This is a genomic window from Kibdelosporangium philippinense, from assembly GCF_021390435.2.
Classification (GTDB): domain Bacteria; phylum Actinomycetota; class Actinomycetes; order Mycobacteriales; family Pseudonocardiaceae; genus Kibdelosporangium; species Kibdelosporangium philippinense.
In genome coordinates, this window is the sequence record NZ_JAJVCN010000003.1 from 970,689 (window position 1) to 992,500 (window position 21,812).

At 62.2% G+C, this 21,812-nt stretch carries 23 protein-coding genes and 2 rRNA genes (1 of these 25 only partly in view); 7 read left to right on the forward strand and 18 right to left on the reverse strand.

Features of this window, described 5'->3' with window-relative positions:
• Positions 1 to 246: 246 nt before the first annotated feature.
• The 8 genes from LWC34_RS36450 to LWC34_RS36485 form a co-directional block, all read right to left on the reverse strand.
• Complete coding sequence (locus LWC34_RS36450; protein WP_233729787.1) at positions 247 to 507, reverse strand: hypothetical protein; 261 nt, start codon at positions 505 to 507, stop codon at positions 247 to 249.
• Between the two features lies 1 nt (position 508).
• Positions 509 to 955, reverse strand: coding sequence for a hypothetical protein (locus LWC34_RS36455; RefSeq protein ID WP_233729788.1), 447 nt, complete (start codon positions 953 to 955; stop codon positions 509 to 511).
• Between the two features lie 11 nt (positions 956 to 966).
• Complete coding sequence (locus LWC34_RS36460) at positions 967 to 1,260, reverse strand: hypothetical protein (RefSeq protein ID WP_233729789.1); 294 nt, start codon at positions 1,258 to 1,260, stop codon at positions 967 to 969.
• 98 nt (positions 1,261 to 1,358) lie between these two features.
• A complete protein-coding gene (locus LWC34_RS36465) occupies positions 1,359 to 1,919 on the reverse strand; it encodes a flavoprotein (RefSeq protein WP_233729790.1) in 561 nt (186 codons plus the stop codon).
• The gene (locus LWC34_RS36470) at positions 1,919 to 3,160 is read right to left on the reverse strand and encodes a helix-turn-helix domain-containing protein (protein WP_233729791.1); all 1,242 of its coding nucleotides are present in this window, start codon (positions 3,158 to 3,160) and stop codon (positions 1,919 to 1,921) included. Before LWC34_RS36470 ends, LWC34_RS36465 begins: the two co-directional genes overlap by 1 nt.
• Before the next feature lie 80 nt (positions 3,161 to 3,240).
• Entirely contained in the window at positions 3,241 to 4,275 is a 1,035-nt protein-coding gene (locus tag LWC34_RS36475; protein ID WP_233729792.1) for a HEPN domain-containing protein, read from the reverse strand.
• An 11-nt stretch (positions 4,276 to 4,286) separates the two neighbouring features.
• Positions 4,287 to 5,591, reverse strand: a complete 1,305-nt coding sequence (locus tag LWC34_RS36480) for a DUF262 domain-containing protein (RefSeq protein ID WP_233729793.1) — start codon at positions 5,589 to 5,591, stop codon at positions 4,287 to 4,289.
• A gap of 49 nt (positions 5,592 to 5,640) precedes the next feature.
• On the reverse strand, positions 5,641 to 6,681 hold the full coding sequence (locus LWC34_RS36485) for a TRM11 family methyltransferase (protein ID WP_233729794.1): 1,041 nt from the start codon (positions 6,679 to 6,681) through the stop codon (positions 5,641 to 5,643).
• A 1,366-nt stretch (positions 6,682 to 8,047) separates the two neighbouring features.
• Here LWC34_RS36485 and LWC34_RS36490 point away from each other — a divergent pair.
• Together LWC34_RS36490 and LWC34_RS36495 are read left to right on the forward strand one after the other, a co-directional pair.
• Positions 8,048 to 8,464 (forward strand): TA system VapC family ribonuclease toxin, encoded by a 417-nt coding sequence (locus LWC34_RS36490; protein WP_233729795.1) that lies wholly within the window; start codon positions 8,048 to 8,050, stop codon positions 8,462 to 8,464.
• A gap of 75 nt (positions 8,465 to 8,539) precedes the next feature.
• Positions 8,540 to 8,701 (forward strand): hypothetical protein, encoded by a 162-nt coding sequence (locus LWC34_RS36495; protein ID WP_233729796.1) that lies wholly within the window; start codon positions 8,540 to 8,542, stop codon positions 8,699 to 8,701.
• 32 nt (positions 8,702 to 8,733) lie between these two features.
• Here LWC34_RS36495 and LWC34_RS36500 read toward each other — a convergent pair whose 3' ends face one another.
• A complete protein-coding gene (locus tag LWC34_RS36500) occupies positions 8,734 to 9,402 on the reverse strand; it encodes a helix-turn-helix transcriptional regulator (RefSeq protein ID WP_372496749.1) in 669 nt (222 codons plus the stop codon).
• Positions 9,403 to 9,464: 62 nt separating this feature from the next.
• Here LWC34_RS36500 and LWC34_RS36505 point away from each other — a divergent pair, with 62 nt between their 5' ends.
• Entirely contained in the window at positions 9,465 to 10,007 is a 543-nt protein-coding gene (locus LWC34_RS36505) for a DinB family protein (RefSeq protein WP_233729797.1), read from the forward strand.
• The gene (locus LWC34_RS36510) at positions 10,007 to 11,026 is read left to right on the forward strand and encodes a winged helix DNA-binding domain-containing protein (protein WP_233729798.1); all 1,020 of its coding nucleotides are present in this window, start codon (positions 10,007 to 10,009) and stop codon (positions 11,024 to 11,026) included. The genes LWC34_RS36505 and LWC34_RS36510 overlap by 1 nt, the downstream gene beginning before the upstream one ends.
• Before the next feature lie 147 nt (positions 11,027 to 11,173).
• Here the strand turns inward: LWC34_RS36510 and LWC34_RS36515 are convergent, their stop codons facing one another.
• Entirely contained in the window at positions 11,174 to 11,536 is a 363-nt protein-coding gene (locus LWC34_RS36515) for a hypothetical protein (protein WP_233729799.1), read from the reverse strand.
• 52 nt (positions 11,537 to 11,588) lie between these two features.
• Here LWC34_RS36515 and LWC34_RS36520 point away from each other — a divergent pair, with 52 nt between their 5' ends.
• On the forward strand, positions 11,589 to 12,017 hold the full coding sequence (locus tag LWC34_RS36520) for a MarR family winged helix-turn-helix transcriptional regulator (RefSeq protein ID WP_250109461.1): 429 nt from the start codon (positions 11,589 to 11,591) through the stop codon (positions 12,015 to 12,017).
• On the opposite strand, the gene LWC34_RS36525 is transcribed toward LWC34_RS36520, so the two are convergent.
• Positions 11,958 to 12,824 carry a nucleoside hydrolase gene (locus LWC34_RS36525; RefSeq protein ID WP_233729801.1) on the reverse strand — a complete coding sequence of 289 codons (867 nt, stop codon included), beginning with the start codon at positions 12,822 to 12,824 and terminating at the stop codon, positions 11,958 to 11,960. The genes LWC34_RS36520 and LWC34_RS36525 overlap by 60 nt on opposite strands.
• Before the next feature lie 75 nt (positions 12,825 to 12,899).
• Between LWC34_RS36525 and LWC34_RS36530 the strand changes: the two genes are divergently transcribed.
• Positions 12,900 to 13,613 (forward strand): RNA polymerase sigma factor, encoded by a 714-nt coding sequence (locus LWC34_RS36530; RefSeq protein ID WP_233730952.1) that lies wholly within the window; start codon positions 12,900 to 12,902, stop codon positions 13,611 to 13,613.
• Positions 13,606 to 14,277 (forward strand): hypothetical protein, encoded by a 672-nt coding sequence (locus tag LWC34_RS36535; RefSeq protein WP_233729802.1) that lies wholly within the window; start codon positions 13,606 to 13,608, stop codon positions 14,275 to 14,277. Before LWC34_RS36530 ends, LWC34_RS36535 begins: the two co-directional genes overlap by 8 nt.
• On the opposite strand, the gene LWC34_RS36540 is transcribed toward LWC34_RS36535, so the two are convergent.
• The 7 genes from LWC34_RS36540 to LWC34_RS36570 all read right to left on the reverse strand — a co-directional run.
• Positions 14,274 to 17,201: a bifunctional [glutamine synthetase] adenylyltransferase/[glutamine synthetase]-adenylyl-L-tyrosine phosphorylase gene (locus LWC34_RS36540; protein WP_233729803.1), complete on the reverse strand. Its 2,928-nt coding sequence runs from the start codon at positions 17,199 to 17,201 to the stop codon at positions 14,274 to 14,276. The genes LWC34_RS36535 and LWC34_RS36540 overlap by 4 nt on opposite strands.
• A 10-nt stretch (positions 17,202 to 17,211) precedes the next feature.
• Complete coding sequence (locus LWC34_RS36545; protein ID WP_233729804.1) at positions 17,212 to 17,397, reverse strand: hypothetical protein; 186 nt, start codon at positions 17,395 to 17,397, stop codon at positions 17,212 to 17,214.
• The gene (locus LWC34_RS36550; RefSeq protein ID WP_233729805.1) at positions 17,397 to 18,533 is read right to left on the reverse strand and encodes an inorganic phosphate transporter; all 1,137 of its coding nucleotides are present in this window, start codon (positions 18,531 to 18,533) and stop codon (positions 17,397 to 17,399) included. The genes LWC34_RS36545 and LWC34_RS36550 overlap by 1 nt, the downstream gene beginning before the upstream one ends.
• Positions 18,534 to 18,611: 78 nt before the next feature.
• Positions 18,612 to 19,358: a type 1 glutamine amidotransferase gene (locus LWC34_RS36555; RefSeq protein WP_233729806.1), complete on the reverse strand. Its 747-nt coding sequence runs from the start codon at positions 19,356 to 19,358 to the stop codon at positions 18,612 to 18,614.
• A 10-nt stretch (positions 19,359 to 19,368) separates the two neighbouring features.
• Positions 19,369 to 20,187, reverse strand: a complete 819-nt coding sequence (locus tag LWC34_RS36560; protein WP_233729807.1) for a GNAT family N-acetyltransferase — start codon at positions 20,185 to 20,187, stop codon at positions 19,369 to 19,371.
• 156 nt (positions 20,188 to 20,343) lie between these two features.
• Positions 20,344 to 20,460, reverse strand: a 5S ribosomal RNA gene (rrf, locus tag LWC34_RS36565).
• A gap of 89 nt (positions 20,461 to 20,549) precedes the next feature.
• A 23S ribosomal RNA gene (locus tag LWC34_RS36570) occupies positions 20,550 to 21,812 on the reverse strand; it runs 1,857 nt beyond the window's last position.

Below are 21,812 nucleotides of genomic sequence, written 5' to 3' on the forward strand. Positions count from 1 at the left end.
TCACACCGCGTTCGGGTGACCCCACTTGCGGACACCACGGGTGTGGGTTCTACGCTCTCCACTGTCTACTCCAGGTGGGTAGGCAGCACAGAAGCGGAACAGGTTGGTAGCCAGGAGTCCGCTTCTGTGCCTACGGGAATCGTTGTCCTGCAACAGGACGTGCGCCATCGCCACACGACCCGTCGTGCGTATTAGTGTCTAATGTGGAATCTGGAAGCTAGGGCCGGGAGACCTCCGCCCGTGGCGTCATGACGGCCCTCGCAAGCTCTTGGCGAACGTGTCCCACATCTGCACCCGCGAACTCAGCTCGTCGTAAAGCTCTGACAGCTGCTCAACCACTGCCGCGTGACACCGCAACAGCACGGCTTCTTCCCACGCCACAGCAGCAGAGGCCTCGTCGACATCGGCGAGCGTGTCAGCCAGGACCGTGAACCGCGTGGCGTGAGACCGCAGCGCACGCACAACGTCGCCTGACGACGCGTCCGGCCGCTGAGTCCCGGTGCCCATGTCACGCCGCCTTAGCGTCGCCAGCGGACTTCATCGAGCGCGCAGGCGCAGCGTCCACCGCCCGCATCCCCGTGGCGCGGACCGTCCAGGTGATCCACTTCGCCTGTCCGGATGTCTCGGCGCGTGGCTGGACCGAAAGCCCTTCCAGCACAACCGGTCGGAACGGCATCCCCGGGACGGCGGCAGGCGGGACTGGCTGGACCTTGGCCGCGAACAGCACCGTGAACGACTTGTCCCGGTCCTTCTCGGCCGAGGGATCGGCGAACGTGCCCTTGAACAACGGCAGCCCGGTCGGCTCGTCGATCCGTGGCCTCACCGGACGGTTGCGCGCACGGTCCTCTTGAGACTGGTACTCGGTCAGCTGCTGAATCTCGCCAACCAGAAACACACCCTGCGGAAACATCACATCGTGGTCGATACCGAACGACATTCCTTGTGGCACAGCCATAATCGATAACCTCAGCTCTTGGAATCGGGGCGCAGACTGCGCACAGCGGCCCAGTCTTCCCCGGCATCAGGGACGTAGCTCCGCGTGCGGTTCTGTTCCTCGCACCAGGCCGCGAAGTCGGCAGCAGCGTTGGCCAGGGCACGCGCGAAGTGAGCGGCATCAGCCAACCCGCCGACACGGGCCGGGACCTGAATGGTGAACCCGGCCTGATCGTTTCCGGCGATCAACTGGCGCACGCCGGGGATGGGCTCGTGCACCTGCGCGAGATCATCCTTCGCGGGCTGGACGACGACGAAAAAGGTCATGGCGCCTCCGGTTCCTTGACGGCACCCGGTCGGGTGCGTGCGGTTCAAGGAAACCGTCGATCAGCCACAACACCCCGGACAAACTGTCCGGGTACCCCTCAGCGACCCTCTTGAACTGCGGAAACGATGGCATCCAGAATCGCGGCCCAGGGCAGCTCCTTGCCCGGAGCCGAGCGTGGCTTGTGCAGCGGCCAGATGTCCTCACCCATCACCAGCCGCACACCCGACCTGGTCAAGGCCGCGATGTGGTCATCCCAGGCAGGCTGATTCGCGTGCGCCGCGTTGACGCGCGGGAACACGACTACCGGGACCTCACCGAGCCCGATTGCCTCGCAGACCTGGGTTAGGGCTTGGTTGTCCGCGAGCCCTAGGGCCATCTTTGCGACCGTGTTGGATGTCGCGGGCACCACGGCGTAGCAGTCGATCTTCGGGTGTGGGCTGTCCTCCCAAGGCATCCGGGGCTTGTACCGCACCGGCAATCCGGTCAGCTGCTCGATCTTGTCGACCTCACCCATGGCATCCAGCCACGTCCACGCCGTCGGCGTCAGCGTCACCGCCACCCGCAAGCCACGCTCAATCGCAGGCTGGATCAGCTTCGGCGTGATCTCTTCCAACCCACCGGCCGCGCTCCCGACCAGGCCCACCACAGGTGCGCTCATCAGCTCTCACTCACCGCACGGCACCGCTCCGCCAACGCGAGCAACAGCGAGGACTTCTTGCCGCCCGTCACGGGTGCCCGCCGATACATGGTCCGCACGACCTCACGCGCGATTGCACTGTGCCGCAACAACTGTGGCGATTTCTGTTCCGCGGAGAGCAGCACCTGAAGCGCTTCCCCATCCTTGGCGAGCAGGCTCAGCGCCCGCGCCAGGTCGATCAGGTGCGTGACTTGCCGCTCGATCGGCAACCCGTCCGTGTCCACCTGTGCGCCGTGGTCGACCACATAGGAGATGTCGCCCAGATCCAGCGACGCAGAGAGTTGGTGAAGCTGCACATTGCCCGGACCGAACCCTGTTTGCCAGTAGTTGGCGTCCCTGCCCAACGCATTGGCCGCCTGCTCGGCCTTGCCGAGGAGCTCGTTCGCCGTCGCGCGCTCTTGGTGCCGCGCCGCAGCAACCGCCGCCCGCAGATGCAACATCCCGTAGAGACTCAGCGCGCCCGGGTCGCCCTCGCGCATCCTCGGTTCGAGGTACTTCGCGGCCGCGTCCCCAAGCTCCAGCGCATCCTCAAACCGCCCCGTCGCCAACAACGCATGCGTGCCCGACCGCGCCGCCGAAGCCAACACCAACGGATCGTCAGCCGCATCGGCCGCGTGCATCGCCCGCTCCGCCGCGATCCACGCCAAGTCCGCCTCACCGATCTTGCTCAACGTCGTGGCCGCCAGGTGATGAATCCGCGCCGACACCGTCGCCGCCAACCGGGCATAGGCCTCGTCCACGCTGCTGGACTCCATCTGCTGCGCCGTCTTGATCAATCTCGGCAAGACCGCGACCACACGCCCGATCTGCCCGGCCTGGTAGTCCATCCAGGCCGCCTCAGTCCACTGCGCGACAGGCTTCGGGTCCACATACTCCGGCGAGATCGACGGCCCGAACAACGTCTTCGACAACCGATGCGGAGTCATCAGCGCATCACGAATCGCCGGAACATCGTCGTTCTTCTGCTCGTCCTCCAGCAACACCGGCTCACCGAGCAGATCCCCCAGCGACACCCGCAGCGCCCGAGCCACCTCCACCAGCACATCCAGCCGATTGATGTCCCGCTCACCACGCTCGATCTTGCTCAACCAGTCCTCAGACCGCCCCACAAGACCCGCCAACGTCGACTGCGCCAACCCACGACGCCGCCGGTAGAACGCAATACGCTCCCCGACCGTCAGCGGATCACCAGCCCCACGCACACCTTGAGGTTAGCAGCCCCAACCTATCAGTGGGTTATTCCTTTCGCTTCAGTCAAAATGACTGGCAACGAAACAAACAACTAAACGGGCTCCAATGCTCCCCAGCTACCGAAAATTCCATCCGGCGGAGACGTAAGATCTGAGTTGGGAGTCCGCCAAAGGTGAAGGCCAAGTTTCTTTCGCACAGCAAAATCTAGCAGCAAGCCGACTTCCACACCAGCAGGCGCTTGCTCGACCCGTTGATCGGATACCTGAATCTCAAGCACACGCCCCCACCGTGTCGAGTTTCCAGCAGGCGCGAGAATAAAATCGCCCTCTGAAACCAATGACTCCAGCGCCGAGAATACCACAATCCGATTCTTCTTATAGTACTCTTTCGGAACACCTAGCGAAACGCTTTGACCGTTCTTGATCGAAGCTTCCACAACAAGACCAGCTAGGCTGGCCACGAGACCTAACGAAATTGCCCTCACGTAATCGACCTTTGCTAGTAGCCGCTCATATGAGAGGATCTCGTCTGGAATTGCCCTGTGCGCAACCTCATTGCGTCGTTCCACTAGATCGTCTAGTTCATTCTTAAGCACAGCCGTAAGAGCACTGTCCGTCTCGTTGATACTAGACATCCAGGTCTTAACCGCGTCAGAGCGGCGAATCTTACTTTGCACGTCTGGAATCGCCCAGAGAAAAAGCTCAGCTAATGCATCCCAGCGTAGATTCGAGCCATGAAGAGCTACAAGCTCAAGTCGCAGATCGAAGGACGAAGTGGAGTCATCCAGACAGGACGACAGACTCTTAGCAACGTCGAGCTCAGTAACCTCACTATATCTCCCGACGCCCAGACTCTGCCCCAATAGAGCTGAAGCGTTACGCACGTAACGGCGGCGCAGGCTAGACATTTGCTCTGCGGACAAATTGGCAGCGTCGGCTAGCAGCATCTGGCTAAATCGAAACGCAACCCGTTCAGCGAAGTTTTCGAAAGATGCATATAGGGCAGAGATGCATCCAATATAGGCAAATCTACGCTGGTCGGAAGTCTGCCGCTCTTCAGAACTACTTACAAGGAAGCGGCGGATGCGTTCGAGATCGAATGACAACTCATTGTACTGCAGCATCATGTGATGTCAGCCTAACTCGCGATAGCGCCCAATGCTGTCTTCAACGCGTCGATTGCGAAACCATTTCGACGGTGAGCGTCTGCCGTATTAGTCTTACGCCCACCAAAGACGGGAGAATGATTGTCATACATCGAGCTGACTGCATCTCGAACGACCTGCGGATCACTCAGAAGCGTCGCTATCTGCTCGTTCGTTAGGGCCGAACTCGCATACATCAAGGCGTCATAAGCAATCTTGCTAAAGTGCCGATTGCTCCCCTTGACCTGAAAAGCCGTCGCCCCGCTGACTGTGTGCCAGAATTCGATGTTCTGCCGAAAAAGCCGCTTATACTCCGCGAGGGTTTCCGAGTCGAACTTGTTCCCCTTAATCAAAAACTCGTCCAGGAAGTCTGTAATACGGTTCAACCCCTGAGAGAACTTGGAAAGGTGTCGATAAGCAAAGAACCGAAGTACAATCTCGACATCTTCCATCGATTCAAACATCTTGCGACCCATATTGGTGACCTCGACACCTTCGGGATCTCGCTCAGATGCTACTGACTCGCCATCCTCTGCCTCTTCATCGTCCAGGGGAACAGAGGCCTCAACCTCAAGCGGTGTTCCAAGCATCGCACGCAACTCTGTCGTCTTGGATAGTTCCAGACACAGATCATTTAGTCGGCCGTTATAAACCGCGTTACGCGTCTCTTGACCACTCAGACGTACACCACCAGAGTTAAGTCTTTCGAAGACCAACTTTTTTAGGAATGCAGCCTGCTCCTCGGTCGCAGCCGTCTCATTTAGCAGAATGATCGACGACAAATACCTTCGGTCGATTCCGTCGCGAATTGACGACGGCAGACTAGAATATGTTCGACCATTGAGCTCTGGCCAATGCTGAAGACCGGTCAGCACAAGTGAGTTGCCATAGAAATCCATCAACGCTGTCAAACGTTGACGACCGTCCATTACCTCAAAGCGCGCCAATTCATACTCATACAAAAAGACTGGAGGTACCGGAACATTCATCAAAAATGATTCGATAAGCCTAGACTTTCGACCGTCGTCCCATCGATGGCGACGTTGATATTCCGGATCCCTCTTATACTTTGCCTCGGTTACCCCTGGCGAAATCTCAAAGGTATCGGTAAACATGGCAAGAATCTGATTGAGGGGATATCTTGCCTGCTCAACGACGATCCGAACACCTTCTTGAACGTACCTCTTATTCAACTGAGCATCAGAAGCAGCCGGGGATTCCTCTGACTTTAGCACGTCCACTTTCTCCCCAGGGAGCAGGGAGACCGCTAGTTCGACCTGGTTTTTCCGAGAGTCCACCATCATCCCTGCCCATGAGTAACATATACGGCGTTACTTATTCACCCAATCACGAAGGTGTACCAATCAAATCAGCGACGACATCGACCTCGTCAATAGCGGAACCGGCTTTGCCGAACTGCTCTGCTTGCCGTTTACGCTTAGGGGAAGTGCCAGCAGGGCGAACCTCTTTAACCATCCACCCAGAATCAGCTTGTCGCACAGAACTCAAAATCAATCGCTCAGGATCCGTACGCGCGGAAGGCAACGCTCCAAAGCGAATCGCCAGCCGCGCGCCTCGATGGCAGCGAAGCGCAGTCGCAGCCCACACGTCAGCAAGCGCCTGAACGAATGCCTCTTGATTCGGCTGGCGGGCAATTTGCCCTGAGGAGCTATAAGGAACCTCCGGAGGTCCACCCAAGAACCACGAGCGCAGCCACTGATCAGCGACGTAAGTACGCATACCGTAATAGGGTGGAGACGTGACTACGAGGTCAAATTTTTGACGAAGTCCTCGAAGAGTTTCGACAGAATCACCCAAGTACACTCGACCACCCTGAGCGAGAGGGGCTGACTTCAGCAACCGTTCAGCCCGCCGCGCGATTACATCCAGGGCTGGAATTCGCACCGGCTCCATGCCGCGCGTCTTCCAGAACTTTACCGCATACGCAGGCTTAGATGCGTACGTCCGTGGCATCTGATTTGAAAGGTAGGAAGGGAGCCCTTTATTGCGGGGACCATGCAGAATGCCTAGCAAAACAGCTCTTAGCATCGCAGCCGTAGGCGTATTCAATTCGATGAGGCTTGCGCGCAGAGTAATAATCTCGCGCAACGTTTCAGCTTCATAACACCATTGCCAAAACTCACCTTCAGGCACTTCGCCTTGCAAACCACCATCGAGAATCTGCTGGGCAAGTCGCACTACCGCAGTCGATGTGACTTGGGCAAGTTTTGCTTCTGCGATCGCGGCAGCGACAGGGTTGATGTCTATTCCTACCGAAGGCAGGCCGACAAGTCGCGCGGCATATAGCGTTGTCCCCCTACCGCAGAATGGGTCTAGAACACGAGTAGCCTTAGGCTTTGCGGCGAGTTGTTGCAGCGGAAAGTCCAATGGAAACATCGTGTAATATGGACATATCACATTTAGCCGGAGCACATCCTCCGACCAATTTTGGGTAGGGGACACCGCCGTCGCATTCACGGCCGAGACTATACAGTATGCTTCACCGCTACTGAAGAATGCAGTCCGTTGGTGTCGCACCTTTCCAGCGCTGTCGGCTGTTTTGTGCGAGACACGTCCGTTGCAAGTGCGCCGGAGGAGCAGGACCGTAGCGGAGTTTGCGTCGTTGCCGAGTTTGGCTCTAGGGGATCAAGGCGCGCCGCCGTCGGCGGCGCGCGTCACGCTCGGCAGCTCGGGCCAATCCATCCCGACACGACCGGGCTCCCGCTCCGCTACGCCCGGTCGGTCGATCGGCTGGACCCCGAGCCGCCCGCATGAGTGGCCGTGCCGACGGCGGCGCGCAGTGCGCTAGAGCCAACTAAAGGGATCGAGCCAGCTCAGGCAGCAGAAGTCACCGCGGAATCGACCGGCAGGCGGGCTGAACAGTGCCCGCCGTCCTCTGCCCGACACAGCAAAAGACCGTCACTTCGAGGTCCCTCCCCATTGATCGTTTAACACCAGGCCACCGGCATCAAGGGCGCCTACGGCGTGGCTGCGCCATGGCCGCAAGCGTCCACCCTTGACACCGCCGTCCCGGTGCTAAGGCGCGGCAGGGGTGAGGAAGCGGGGTCGAGCAGGGACCGGATCACTCAGCAGAGGAGGCGCCGGGATGGACGCTCAGATGGTGCTCTGGACGAGGTACGAACTCAGCCAGACGTTCGGGCCGAGCACACCGAGGCGGACCAAGATCAGGCCGTCCCCAGGCCGTCAGACGTCGGCGAGTGTCGATCAACGTCCACCAACGACGACCAAGAACCAGCAGGTCAGAAGGGGTGCACGATCACAGAACGCAGGTCCAGGCCGATGGTCGACAGACCTACGACGTCTGATCTTGAGAGCCTGGCTCTCTACAGGTCGTCCAAGCGCAGAATCATGGCCCGTCAGCACCTCGCTGGCGGGCCATGTCGCATTGGGCCACGAACTCACGACGACGGCGACCGGCTTGTCTCGCTGACAGAGCTGTCCGGCGTGCCCATCCTTCGATGCGAGGCACGCATCTGAGCATCAAGATGTTTCGATGCTATGCTGATGAGGTGCGGACTACTATCGATCTTCCGGATGATCTGCATCGACAAGCGTTGTCGATTGCGCGGGATACTTCGCGCACTCTGAGCGAGATCGTCACCGAACTTGTGCGCCGCGGGCTAGGTCAAGGCAAACCTGTTCAGGCGTCAAGGAGTTCGCGGACAGGACTGACAGTCGTAACCCTCGGCAAGGCGATCACCACTGACGACGTCCGTTCGCTCGAGGACGATCAGTGACGACGTTGCTCGACGCGAACGTACTCATCGCTCTACTCGTCGCGGACCATGTGCATCATGATGCGGCCGAGGACTGGTTTTCGAGCTCTGACGACCACTTCGCTACCTGTCCGATCACCGAAGGCAGCCTGGTGAGATTGCTGATCCGCGAAGGGCAGACCGCGGACAATGCCAAGGCCATCCTCGACGCGGTGAAGAACAGCGAACGCCACGAGTTCTGGCCAGACTCAATCAGCTACGGCGATGTGCCACTGAACGGAGTTCTGGGCCACCGGCAGGTGACCGACTCTTACCTTGCCCAGCTTGCCCGCTCCCATGGCGGGCGACTTGCGACGTTCGATCAGGGCCTTGCCCAGCTCCACTCCGACATCGCGGATCTCCTTCCGACGATTCCCAGTCAGCCATCAGGCTGAGCCTGGTGACGCCTCGGCAACACGTGCCTGGCCGCCGCGTCTCGCTCAGCCGGCCGGGGCGTCGGTGTCCGGGCGGTGCGCTTACTCCAGGAGATAGCCCTCAACGGCTTCCCGGAGGTGATCCTCCGGGGTAGCGGCCTGATCATTGTGCGGCGGTTACGTAGCGAATGGCCAGGCGGGCGTCAGGCGGCAGTGGGTTGGGTCGAGTTCTTCGACGATCGCGCGTCGTGGGCGTAGGTCGCGACCTCGGCGGTTTGGCAGGCTCAGGATTACCTAGCCGTGGCAAGGCCAGCCATCGGGCGCTGCCTTTGAAGGTGTTCGTCATGAACGCGGCGACGTTTTCGGCGGGTAGGTCGCGCGGGGTGAAGCGAGGGCCGATGGGGTGCGCGGGCTGATTTTGTCCGCGCGGAAGGTGCGCCAGTTTCTCGGTCGAGGTCCCAGGCGACGAGGTACCAACGGCCTCCTTTGGTGACCAGGTGGTGGGGTTCGACGCGGCGAAGCGTTGACGTGTGGTCGAAGCGGAGGACTTCGTGGGCATGGATCGCTGCGCTCGGTGCCATCAACACGCTGCCGTCGACCTCCATGTGAGTGTCCACTGTGGTTATTCGGAGGGCGTCGACGCGGTGGCGGAGGCGGGCAGGCATGACCTGGCGGATGGCGGTGAGGGCGCGGGCGGCTGCTTCTGATGTGGCGGTTTGGAGTGCTACCGCTATGGCGATGGCTTGGTCGTCGTCGAACAGGAGTGGCGGTAGGTCCTTTCCTGCTTCGAGTCTGTAGCCGCCGGGGCCTTTGGTTATCACTATTGGGTAGCCGAGTTCGCGGAGGCGGTCGACGTCGCGGCGGACCGTACGTTGGCTGACCTCCAGGCGCTCCTGGCCAGTCGCGGCGGCTTGGAGCAACGTCAGCAGCGACAAGAGCCTGGCTGAGGCCTTCGGCATACCGCCAATACTGCCTGGAGAAGCGGACACTCCCTGTCCTCTTTCCCTGCGAATCTTGCGTCATGTCGAACGATGAGAAGATCGAACTGCTTGCTCAGCTTGCTGACGCTCGGGCCGCTTTGATCAAGACGACGAGTGGGCTCAGTGATGAGCAGGCCGGTGAGCAGCCGACTGCCAGTGCGTTGTGTTTGGGTGGGTTGATCAAGCATGTCGCATCCACTGAGGAGGGATGGTCGCAGTTCATCGCCGGGAACCCGCACCGCTACGACTTGCCTAACGAGGTTACCTGGGCGGACATCGCCGCAGGCACCGTAAGTGAGTATCCGCAGTGGATGGTTGACTACCAGAACGACTTCCAGATGCTGCCGGGTGAGACGTTGACCAGTGTCATCCAGCGATATGAGGAGGTCGCGGCAAAGACCGCGGAGATCGTCGGTGCGACCGACCTTTCCAAGGCGCAACTGTTGCCGGAAGCTCCGTGGAATGAGCCGGGTGGAACCCGTAGTGTGCGGCGGGTGTTGATGCAGCTCATTGCGGAAACGTCCCAGCATGCTGGACACGCGGACATCTTGCGGGAATCGATCGATGGGCAGACTTCCACGTGATGGATTCGCGGGCACTCAACCGCGCGACGCTCGCAAGGCAGTTGTTGCTGGAGCGCGCTGACATGTCAGCCCGTGACGCAGTCGCGCACCTCTGCGGCATGCAGGCGCAAGAGCCTCAGGAGCCCTTTCTGGGACTGTGGTCCCGGCTCCAAGGGTTCAAGGCAGAAAGCCTGGACGACCTGATGCAGCAGAGGCAGGTGGTCCGGGTGCACCTCATGCGTCGCACGATCCACTTGCTCACGACTGAGAATGTTCTGGCTTGGCGTGCCCGCCACGACGCGATGCTGCGACAGAAGGTCCTTGGGGTGTACCGGCGTGAGCTTGACGGGGTGGATCTCGAGGAGCTTCGAGCCGCAGGCCTGACGGTGATGGCCGATGGTGCGGCTCGCTCTATGTCCGAGCTCGTTGGGCATCTTGTCGACAGGTGGCCGACGATTCCGCCGCGGGTGTTGGGTGAAATGCTGATGTCCGCGCTCATTCCCGTCGTTCAGGCGCCTCCGCGTGGGTTGTGGCGCGCCAAGGGTGGCGTGCGCAATGTTCTTCTCTCCCAATGGGTTGGTCGGGATATTGATTCGGTCTGCGACGACAAGGCGCTGGTTCGGCGTTATCTGGCTGCGTACGGGCCCGCTGCCGTCGCTGATATGCGGGCTTGGAGTGGGTTGGCTGGTTTGCCGCAGGTTGTGGCCGACATGCGGGATGAGTTGGTGACTTTTCGGGATGAGCGGGGTCGCCGGTTGTACGACCTGCCTGACGCGCCTCGGCCTGATCCCGACACTCCTGCTCCGGTGCGGTTTCTTCCGGCTTTCGACAACGCCATCCTTGGTTATGACGATCGCAGCCGGATCATCGACGATGCCCATCGTGGCTTGTCGGTTGCGGGTGAGCGTGTCGTCTTGGTGGACGGTCGGGTTGCCGCGACTTGGAACAATGACTCCGTCACGCCGTTGCGGCGTTTCTCGCGAAGTGAGCAGCGGGCCGTTGACGAGGAGTGGCAGGAACTGGCTTCATTCCTTCGGTGAGCGTCGACGACATCAGCAGGTTCCTTGAGCGAGCTGAGATTGAGCTTCAGGATCCGGCACAACGGGAGGGGCAGGCGTATTTCAACGCTTTCCGGTCGTTGTGGCCGGAGCTTGCTCGGGAGGTTTCTGGCACCGATCGTGATCCTTTCAGCCGTGACTATCGGCTACCTGCTTTCCTTGCCTGGGTTGAAGAGCGGCTCGGTACGTCAGCACCGCCAGCGGGATCTGGGTGAGCAGGTAGATGACGTGGAACGAGTAGTGGTGCAGCGTTTGCGCCGGTTCGAAGGGCAGGAACGGCAACGGCAGGACGCTCAGCACGCCGCCACCCAGCCCTTGCAGCACTGCCCAGGCGAACAAGGGCCACGTTGTCCAGCGCAGCAGGGCTATCAGGACCAAGTAAACCAGCGTCGGATACAGGGTCTCCGGGCTCAGTAGGTGCTGCCCGGGCAGGTCTGCCACGTTGTGCAGCACGAAACCCAGCCAGGACAGGGCGATCGTCAACGGGAGCACGCTGCTACGATTCCTTTAAATCATCTAATAGTCAAATGATTTGAAGGATCTCATGGATCTTGCGGGCCAGTTGGCTGGGGAGCTGTTCGAGTTGTCCATGGCCTTGGATCGGGTTGGAAACGCTGCCGCCGCGCGGATCGGCGTCAACCAAACCGACCTCATCTGCCTCACCCTGCTGAGCAGGCGAGGGCCGATGAGCTCTGGGGAAGTCGCCGCCGAGCTTGGGTTGACCAATGCCGCGATCAGTGCGATGGCTGGGCGGCTGGAGAAACATGGTTACGTGACAAGGGAAATCGACCCCAACGACCGCAGGCGCGTGTTGCTGAGCGTCCAGCAGGAGGGGGCCGAGCAGGCGTTCGCGATGTTCGACGGCGTCTACCAGGCGATGGTCGAACTGTTCGGCGAGTACGAAGAACGTGATCTACGCAAGCTCGCCGAGATCCTGCCGAGGTTCCGCGCCATCCTCCAGGACTGGGCCTAGGCGGCAGATGTTCTCAATGATCCGCGAAGTCACCGCGGGGATGTCCACGCCCGTAGCGATGCGCACGGTTCCGGACGGGTCTGGCATGAACTCACTAGCGCCTGTCGGCGAGATCGTGACGCGGCCGGGTGGCGTGAACGTAAACAGTTCTGGCGCAAGCAAAACCATCGCGGTCACGGCGTCGTGTGGCGTGTTCAGGTCCTCATTGAACACGCGCAACCATTGCCTGATCCCGGTTGCCAGCAAGGCACCGACGGGACCACTTGCGGCAATCCGAGACACTGCCGGATCGTCCAAAGTGACCTGCAGGGTCACGTCCAAGCCGACCACGCGGATCGCCGCGCCTGACGCGAAAACAGCCGAGGCCGCGGCGGCGTCGCTGGCGAAGTTGTGTTCCGGCTTCCCGGGCGTGAACCAGCTGCCGCCCATGATGGTCAACGATCGGGCTTCCGGCACCGCCGCGATGTTGGTCAACGGCCCCACGGCCAATACTTCGGCGCCGGGCGTCGCCAGGAGTTCACGGAAGTCGCCATCAGGGACTTCGACGGAGTCCAGCGCTGGATACAGGTTGCCTTCGTGGCCTGCGAGCCAGACCGGCGCTCCGAACAGGGGCGTGCCGAGGCCGGGGATGGCTGTCACGGAATGGCCTGCCACGGCTGCCAGGCTCTTCACGATCCTGGCGCGCAAGGTCGTGTCCCCGTAGACCGTTGTGCAGCCCAGCAGGTCGACGCCTGCGCCGAGGACTGTGGCCAATGCCAGTTCGTCGTCGATGTCGCTGCCGATGTCCGTATCGATCACTAGACGCACTCCACCGACCGTACGTGACGGCTGGTGAAACATGCTCGCAAGATTTCTTCGTCGCCGCTGAACCGGCGCCGCCGGGTGCTCGTATGGAGTAACGAAAGGATCACAACAGCGTGGCCCGGCCCCAGGATTTACCCCGACTCGTCCTGGGCCCGGAGCCATCGGACTCGCCGGTCGGCCTCCTCACCGACGCGCGCAGCACTCGGCCGGCCGGCGAGCCTTTCCTGGGAACCTCTCCGCCCTCGACGGTGTAGAAGAGGTGTCATCACAGATGAGGAAGCCATAGCCCTGGCTAGGGCAGGTGACCTGGACGCCTACGGCGCCCTGGTCGCCCGCTACACCGCGCTCGCACACAGAACGGCCTACCTCCTCGGCGCCGGGCCTGACACCAGCGATGTGGTGCAGGAGGCGTTCGTGAAAGCGTTCAAAGCGTTGTCCCGGTTCCGGGAGGACGCGCAGTTCCGCCCGTGGTTGTTGCGCATCGTGGCCAACGAGACCAAGAATTTGCATCGGGCAACGAAGCGGCGCAATCTGCTTGAACTGCGGGTGGCCGACGACCCTGTCGACCATAGGGACCCGGCGGCGTTGGCGGTACGGGATGCGGCGAAGACGGAACTGCTCAACGCGTTGAAGGCGTTGCCGGAGAAGGACAGGGCTGTCGTCACGTGCCGGTACCTGCTTGATCTCAGTGAGGCGGAAACCGCGCAAACGCTTGGTTTGGCTAAGGGGACCGTCAAGTCGAGGCTGTCCAGGGCCTTGGCGAAGCTACGAGAGGCGGTGAGCGATGACTGACGATCAACTCGAGGCCGCCCTCCGCCAACTGGACATCGACGTGCCCGAACCTCCGGACGTCCAGGCCGCCGTCCTGGCCAGGCTCAGCGAACCGCGCAGGTCAATCCTGCGTCCCATCCTTGTCACGGCGGCCGCTGTTCTGCTCGCGTTTGGGGTGGCTTTCGCCGTGTCACCTGAGGTTCGAGCCGCGGTTACGGACATCCTCCGGTTCGCGGGCATCGAGTTCCAGCAGGACGCGCCGCCGCCGCTGCCACCCGTGCCGACGGTCCCCGGCGAGAAGACGATCACTCTGGCCGAGGCGCGGCAACGGTTCGACGTCAAACTGCCGTCCGCATTGGGTCAGCCCCAAGAGATCCGCGCGACCGACCGAGTGATTTCCCTGCTATACAAGGACAAACGGCTCGACCAGTTCGACGGCGAATTCGGCCCGGCGATGGAGAAGTTCGCTTACGCGCAGGACATCGAACGGGTCACTGTCAACGGCACTCCCGGGCTGTGGATTCCGCGTCCGCACGAGATCCTGTACGTCGACCGCGACGGCCAATGGCAGCACGAATCGGCCCGTATGTCCGGCAAAACCCTGATGTGGCAGGAGGGCGGCGTGACGCTGCGGCTGGAAGGCGACTTCAGCAAGGAAGAAGCGCTTCGACTGGCGGCGAACTAGTCGTAGAACACACGCTCGACGACCGCGCGCGCCCGCCGGGTTGTGCGGCGGTAGGAGTCGAGGAATTCGCCGGGGTCGGCGTCGTTGGGGTAGCCGACAGCCGTTGCCACAGCGAGCAATTCACGTCCGGACGTCGGTACCTGGTCGCTCGATTTGCCGCGCACCAACATAACCGCGTTGCGCACGCTGGTCGCGAGCAACCACGCGGCGCGCAGTTCCGCAGCGTCCGGAGCCGTGATCAAACCCGAGTCCTGAGCAACAGCAAGGCCTTCGAGCGTCGAAGGGGTGCGCAGCCCCGGCACCTCGTGGGCGTGCCGCAGCTGCAGCAACTGCACTGTCCACTCGATGTCGGCCAGGCCGCCGCGGCCGAGCTTCGTGTGGGTGGTCGGGTCGGCGCCGCGCGGCAGGCGTTCGTTGTCCACTCTGGCTTTGATTCGGCGGATTTCCCTGACGCTTGTGGAGTCCAGACCCTTTCGGGGATAACGGAATTCTTCGATGGCGTCGATGAATCGCGCGCCGAGGTCGGCATCGCCAGCCACGAACGCGGCACGCAGCAACGCCTGCCATTCCCAGACTTCGCTCCACTGCCGGTAGTACGCCAGATACGAGTTCAACGTGCGCACGAGCGGGCCTTGTCGTCCTTGCGGGCGCAGGCCGACATCGACTTCCAGCGGCGGGTCCTGGCTTGGTGAGCCAAGGGCCCGGCGCATCGACTCGACCACAGCGGACGCGAACTTCACGGCTTCGTCATCGGTCGCGCCTTCGGTGGGCTCGCAGACGAACATGACGTCGGCGTCCGAGCCGTAGCCCAACTCCGATCCGCCGAGCCTGCCCATACCGATGATCGCGATCGTCGCCTTTGGCCAACCGCCCAGCTCAACCGCCTTCTCACGCTCGGCTGCGGCAAGCGCCGACTGCAGCACGGCGACCCATACGCTCGACAACGCTTCGCACACCGCAGGCGTCTCCATGAGCCCGAGCAAATCAGCGCACGCGACTCGCGCCAGCTCGTGCCGTCGCAGTGACCGGGCGGCTGTCACTGCACCACGTAGGTCACGGTGCCGTCCGACGGCTGTGAGCAACGAGTGCGCCACGTCAGCGGGGTTACGTTCGGCGAGCTCGTTCGTGTCCGCGAGCAGACGCAGGACTTCCGGGGCGCGCGCGACCATCTCCGGTACGAGCTTTGACGTGCCCAACAGCTGCGCGAGCCGCTCCACGACAGCACCTTCGTCCCGTAGCAACCGCAGGTACCAGGGTGTTGTCGCCAAAGCTTCGGACATTTTGCGATACGACAGCAATCCGCCGTCCGGGTCAGGCGTGTGTGCGAGCAAGTCCAGAAGGACTGGCAGCAAGGCGCCCTGGATCGCGGCACGTCGTGAGACACCGCTGGTCAGCGCGGAGATGTGGTTCAGCGCGCCTTCCGGGCTCGCGTATCCGAGCGCACCGAGCCGGGCCGCCGCCTCAGACGCGGTCAGTCGCAAGGCCTCGGTCGGCACCTTGGCCACCGACTCAAGCAGCGGCCGATAGAACAGCTTCTCGTGCAGCCGACGAACCCTGTTGGCGTGACGCCGGAACTCCGACAACAGCACCTGTTCCTCGGCACGGCCACGGTCCGGCCGTAGGCCTGTCGCACGCGCGAGCCACCGGAGATCCACCAGGTTGTTCTCGTCGGGGAACAGGTGCGTACGCCGTAGCTTCTGCAGTTGGAGACGGTGTTCCAACGTGCGGAGGAACCGGTACGACTCCCCTAGGCCTGCGGAATCCGCGCGGCCGACGTAACCGCCCGCGCCCAACGAAGCCAACGCGGCCGTGGTCGACCCGAGGCGCAGGCTCTCGTCGCTACGGCCGTGCACGAGTTGCAGTAGCTGCACCGCGAACTCGACGTCACGCAATCCGCCGCGGCCGAGCTTGAGCTCGCGCTCGAGGAGTTCGGCGGGCACGTGATCCTCGACGCGGCGTCGCATCTGCTGCACGTCGGCCACGAAGCCGTCCCGGTCTGCGGCTGTCCACACCATCGGACGGACAACGTCCAAATAGGCCTCGCCCAGCTCGGCATCGCCCGCGACCGGGCGCGCCTTGAGCAACGCCTGGAACTCCCAAGTCCGGGCCCATCGACGGTAATACGCGGTGTGGCCCTCCAACGTGCGTACCAGGGCGCCAGCCTTGCCTTCCGGCCGGAGCGCGGCGTCGACCTCGAAACAGGCCGAGCCCGCGACGGTCATCATTCGGCTGGCCAGCCGGGTTGCCACGTCGATGTCGTCACCTAGGAACACCACATCCACGTCGCTGACGTAGTTGAGCTCGCGGCCGCCGCACTTGCCCATAGCAATGACAGCGAGGCGAGCATCGTTCGGGCCAACTTCGTTCTGAGCGACCACGAGCGCGGCACGCAACGCCTCCTCCGCGAGCTCTGTCAGCCGCGCGGCCACGTCGTCATACGGAGGCGCCGGGAGTTCTGGCTCGACGAGGTGACCGAGATCGTCTGCGGCGATCAGCAGCAGCTGCTCCCGGTACGCCGCACGCAGTGCTTTGACCGCGTCCGGGCCCTTGAGGTCTGCGACCGCGGAGGTCAGGTCAGGCCTGGCGCCGGTGCTCAACGCGCGCCAGCTGTCCGGGTTCGCGACGAGGAAATCCGCAAGCGCTGTGGACGCCCCAAGCACCGCGATGAGCTTGCCGCGCAGCCGGACGTCTTCTCGCAAAGCCGCGGTCAGTTCGGCCCAGGGGCCGGACTCACGCATGCAGTCGATCCCGCGCAATGCGAGATCGGGATCAGGGCTGCGGGACAACGCGACGAGCATCAGCTCAGCGTCTTTTACCGGTCCCCCGTCGCCCCACCAGCCGGCCGCTCGCAACGCGGCCTCGGCACGGTCGTCCGTCAGCCCGAAGCGGGCAGTGGACGTGACGGTACGCGCGCGATCAGCCATCACCGTAAAACTACGCCAGAATGACCGCGATCCCGAGCAACGTCACCACTCCGCAGATGGCGAAGCTGCCGATCGCCAGCACCGGCTTACCCCGCCCCTGCGCCACGATGCCGACCGCGAAAAGCACACTGACCAGCAGCGTCACCACAACACTCACCAGGAAAACGCTGCCGAGAGCAGTCCAGTTGACGTGCATCAGGCCGCCTTGATCTCGTGTGGTTCGGCCTGCGGCGCGATCTCGTCAACCACGTGCTCCGGCCGGACCGGACGGCGGCGTGACGCGAGGTAGATGCCCAGCGAGATCAGGATTCCCACGGCCGCGACAGCGATGACACCACCCGTGCCTCGCTCTGCGACCATGCCCGCGATCGCGCCCACGGCGCCCGCGGCGGGCAACGTGATCAACCAGGCGAGCGCCATACGTCCGAACACGCCCCAACGCACACCACCCGGCGCACGTCCAAGCCCGGAGCCCATCACGCCGCCGGAGCACACGTGGGTTGTGGACAGCGCGAACCCGACGTGCGACGACGCGAGAATCACGACGGCCGAGCTTGTCTGCGCCGCGAAGCCCTGCGGCGGCTCGATCGTGGTCAGCTTCTTGCCCAGCGTGTGGGTGATCCGCCAGCCACCGAGATACGTGCCGAGCGCGATCGCCACACCGGCGCTGATGATCACCCATGTCGGCGGGCCGGAACCGGCGGCGAGCGAACCGGAAGCGATCAACGCAAGGGTGATGATGCCCATAGTCTTCTGCGCGTCGTTGGTGCCATGCGCGAGAGAGACCAGGGACGCCGAGACGACCTGACCAGCCTTGTAGCCGCGGGCGACGGTCTGCTGGTCACCGTTCCTGGTCAACCGGTAGGTCAGGTACGTCGCACCGGCGGCCACGAGACCCGCGACGATGGGCGCGGCCACGGCAGGCACAAGCACCTTTTCCACGACCTTGGCGAAGTGCACGGCGTCGATGCCCGAGGCCACCCACGTCGCGCCGATCAGGCCGCCGAACAAGGCATGCGATGAGCTTGACGGCAGGCCGACGTACCAAGTGATCAGGTTCCAGATGATCGCGCCGATCAGCCCGCCGAAAATGACCGCGGGCGTGATCTTGGCGTCGTCGACGATTCCACCGGAGATCGTCTTGGCGACCTCGACGGATAAGAACGAGCCGACGAGATTGAGGATCGCTGACAACGCGACGGCCGTTCTGGGTCGCAGAGCGCCGGTCGCGATCGAGGTGGCCATTGCGTTGGCCGTGTCATGGAAGCCGTTGGTGAAGTCGAAAGCCAGAGCGGTGGCCACGACCACAACGACAAGAAGCGTGGGATCCACGCATGCCCCTCCGGTTTGAAAGGTACGTGCGTGTGAACGCTACCTAACCGGAAAGTGAACGGGGACATCGGGATCGGCTCAGACCAGCGGCAACGTATTGCGCTGCCGGTCGGCCATCGGCAGCTCGCCGGACGCCAAGCGGACAAACCGCTCGATGATCGGCTGCCACGTCTCGGCGATATCGGCGTGGACCTGGTCGAGGTTCGCGCGGTCGAGCGAACCGGGCCGCGCGCACTCGGCGATCTGCGGCGCCATCTGCGCCCACTGCAAAACCGTGTCGGTGGTCGTCTCGATGTGGAACTGCACGCCGTACCCGCACCCGTTGAGCCGGAAAGCCTGATTCGGGTACTTGCCGGACGACAGCATCAGCTCTGCGCCCGGCGGCATCCGGTCGATGCTGTCGACGTGGAAGTGCATGACGTCCAGCATCAGCGGGGCATCCGCGAACAGCGGATCGGTCCACGCGACATCCCGCTTCGCCACCAACGACGGCCCAACCTCAGGCCCAGACTCGCCAACAACCACACGCCCGCCCGTCGCCGCCGCGAGCAACTGGCCACCGAGGCACACCGCGAGCACCGGGATCCGGTTGCCGGTCGCGGACGCCAGGAGCTGGCGAACATCCTTGAGCCACGGGTGTTTCGCGTCGTCCATGGCGCCCATCTCGCCGCCAAGGCAGACGACACCCTGGTAGCCGTCGAGCGCTGGAAGCGGCTCGGCGAACGGCCGCACGATGTCGACCTCGGCGCCGGCGGCGGTCAGCCAGTCACCGAGGTTCGCGAGTGGATCCGAGTCGTCCGGCTGGATCACGAGCAGGCGTGTCATGACATCAACGTTAGAACCTGTATTCGGCGGAGTCTTCGAGGGGCCGGTACCCGATCGCCGGATAGATCCTGTTGGTCGTCGGATTGCTCAAATCAGTGAACAGCAACACATTCTTGGCACCCTGGTCGAGCGCCCACTGGGAGATGGCCGCCGTCGCGGCGGAGCCGTATCCGTTCCCGCGGTGTTCGGAAGCGGTGTACACGGGGGAGACCCTGGCCGTGCCTTTGATTGGCCCGGTGGCACCAGCCATCGCGACCGGAGTTCCATCGACCACCCAGAGGACTGTGGCGCCGCTCGGGCTCAGCCTGTCCACGGCCAAGTCCTTGGCGGGCGGTTTCTTCACCTCAGCGGGGAGGGTTTCCGCCATGAACCGGGCATTCCAGTCGATCAGCAGCGGCAAATCGTCCTGTGTTGCCTGGCGCGCTTCGCCTTTGGTTGTCGGTGGCTGAAGCTTGTCGAGCTGGAACTGCCTGCGCGAGCCGGACAAGATCGCTTCTTTTCCTGTGATCTTCGTCCAAGCGGCGACAAAGGCCTCGACTTGATCAACCGGTCCAGTTGCCCCTGACAACACCGGTTGCCGATCATGAACCGCCTTGGCGGCAAACTCCGCGGCCTCAACCGGCACGGCAGTGACCAAGAGCGGATAAGGCGGCGTCTGAACCACCGCGCCAACAAGGATTCCGTTGTCGTGCAACGTGAGCAGCAACGCATCCGGCCAGTCTTTGCCCACGGCGGTGTTGAGGACCGTGTTCTTGATCGGATCGGCGTCGAGCAGAGGCTGCGCGACCGCCCGGAACTCGGCTGTGGTGTCGTACGCCCGTACTTCCATCAGCCAAGGGTGCACGGGAGCATGATCGATCGCGACCGGTTTTCCCAGGTCATCCGTCGTGAGTGGTTACGCCGGTTAGAACCGGCATAACCACTCACGACAAACAAATGCGGAAAGGGCCCCACAGTCACCCATGGAACCCTTCCCGAAAGAATATTGCGGCAGCGACCTACTCTCCCACACCGTACCCAGTGCAGTACCATCGGCGCTGAAGAGCTTAGCTTCCGGGTTCGGAATGGGACCGGGCGTTTCCTCTTCGCTATGACCACCGCAAACCTATGAAAATATCAGACCACACCCGCCGTGTTCAGGGTGCCCGGTCTAGTATTTCAGAAACCGTACAGTGGATGCGTAACATCTTTGTGAGCAAGTCCTCGGCCTATTAGTACCAGTCAACTCCACACGTTACCGTGCTTCCATCTCTGGCCTATCAACCCAGTCGTCTAGCTGGGAGCCTTAACCCACAAAGGGTGGGAGACCTCATCTTGGAACGAGCTTCCCGCTTAGATGCCTTCAGCGGTTATCCCTTCCGAACGTAGCCAACCAGCCATGCCCTTGGCAGAACAACTGGCACACCAGAGGTTCGTCCGTCCCGGTCCTCTCGTACTAGGGACAGCCTTCCTCAAGTCTCCTACGCGCGCGGCGGATAGGGACCGAACTGTCTCACGACGTTCTAAACCCAGCTCGCGTACCGCTTTAATGGGCGAACAGCCCAACCCTTGGGACCTACTCCGGCCCCAGGATGCGACGAGCCGACATCGAGGTGCCAAACCATGCCGTCGATATGGACTCTTGGGCAAGATCAGCCTGTTATCCCCGGGGTACCTTTTATCCGTTGAGCGACCACGCTTCCACAAGCCATGGCCGGATCACTAGTTCCGACTTTCGTCCCTGCTCGACCCGTCAGTCTCACAGTCAAGCCCCCTTGTGCACTTGCACTCAACACCTGATTGCCAACCAGGCTGAGGGAACCTTTGAGCGCCTCCGTTACTCTTTAGGAGGCAACCGCCCCAGTTAAACTACCCACCAGGCACTGTCCCTGAACCAGATCATGGTCCGAGGTTAGACACCCAATTCGACCAGAGTGGTATTTCAACAACGACTCCACCCTAACTAGCGTCAGAGCTTCACAGTCTCCCACCTATCCTACACAAGCCGAACCGAGCACCAATACCAAGCTATAGTAAAGGTCCCGGGGTCTTTCCGTCCTGCCGCGCGTAACGAGCATCTTTACTCGTAGTGCAATTTCACCGGGCCTGTGGTTGAGACAGCCGAGAAGTCGTTACGCCATTCGTGCAGGTCGGAACTTACCCGACAAGGAATTTCGCTACCTTAGGATGGTTATAGTTACCACCGCCGTTTACTGGCGCTTAAATTCTGAGCTTCGCCCCACAAGGAGACTAACCCGTCCTCTTAACGTTCCAGCACCGGGCAGGCGTCAGTCCATATACATCGTCTTACGACTTCGCATGGACCTGTGTTTTTAGTAAACAGTCGCTTCTCGCTGGTCTCTGCGGCCACACAACGCTCCACGCGCAAGACGCTTCACGCCACACGGCCCCCCTTCTCCCGAAGTTACGGGGGCATTTTGCCGAGTTCCTTAACCACAGTTCACCCGAACGCCT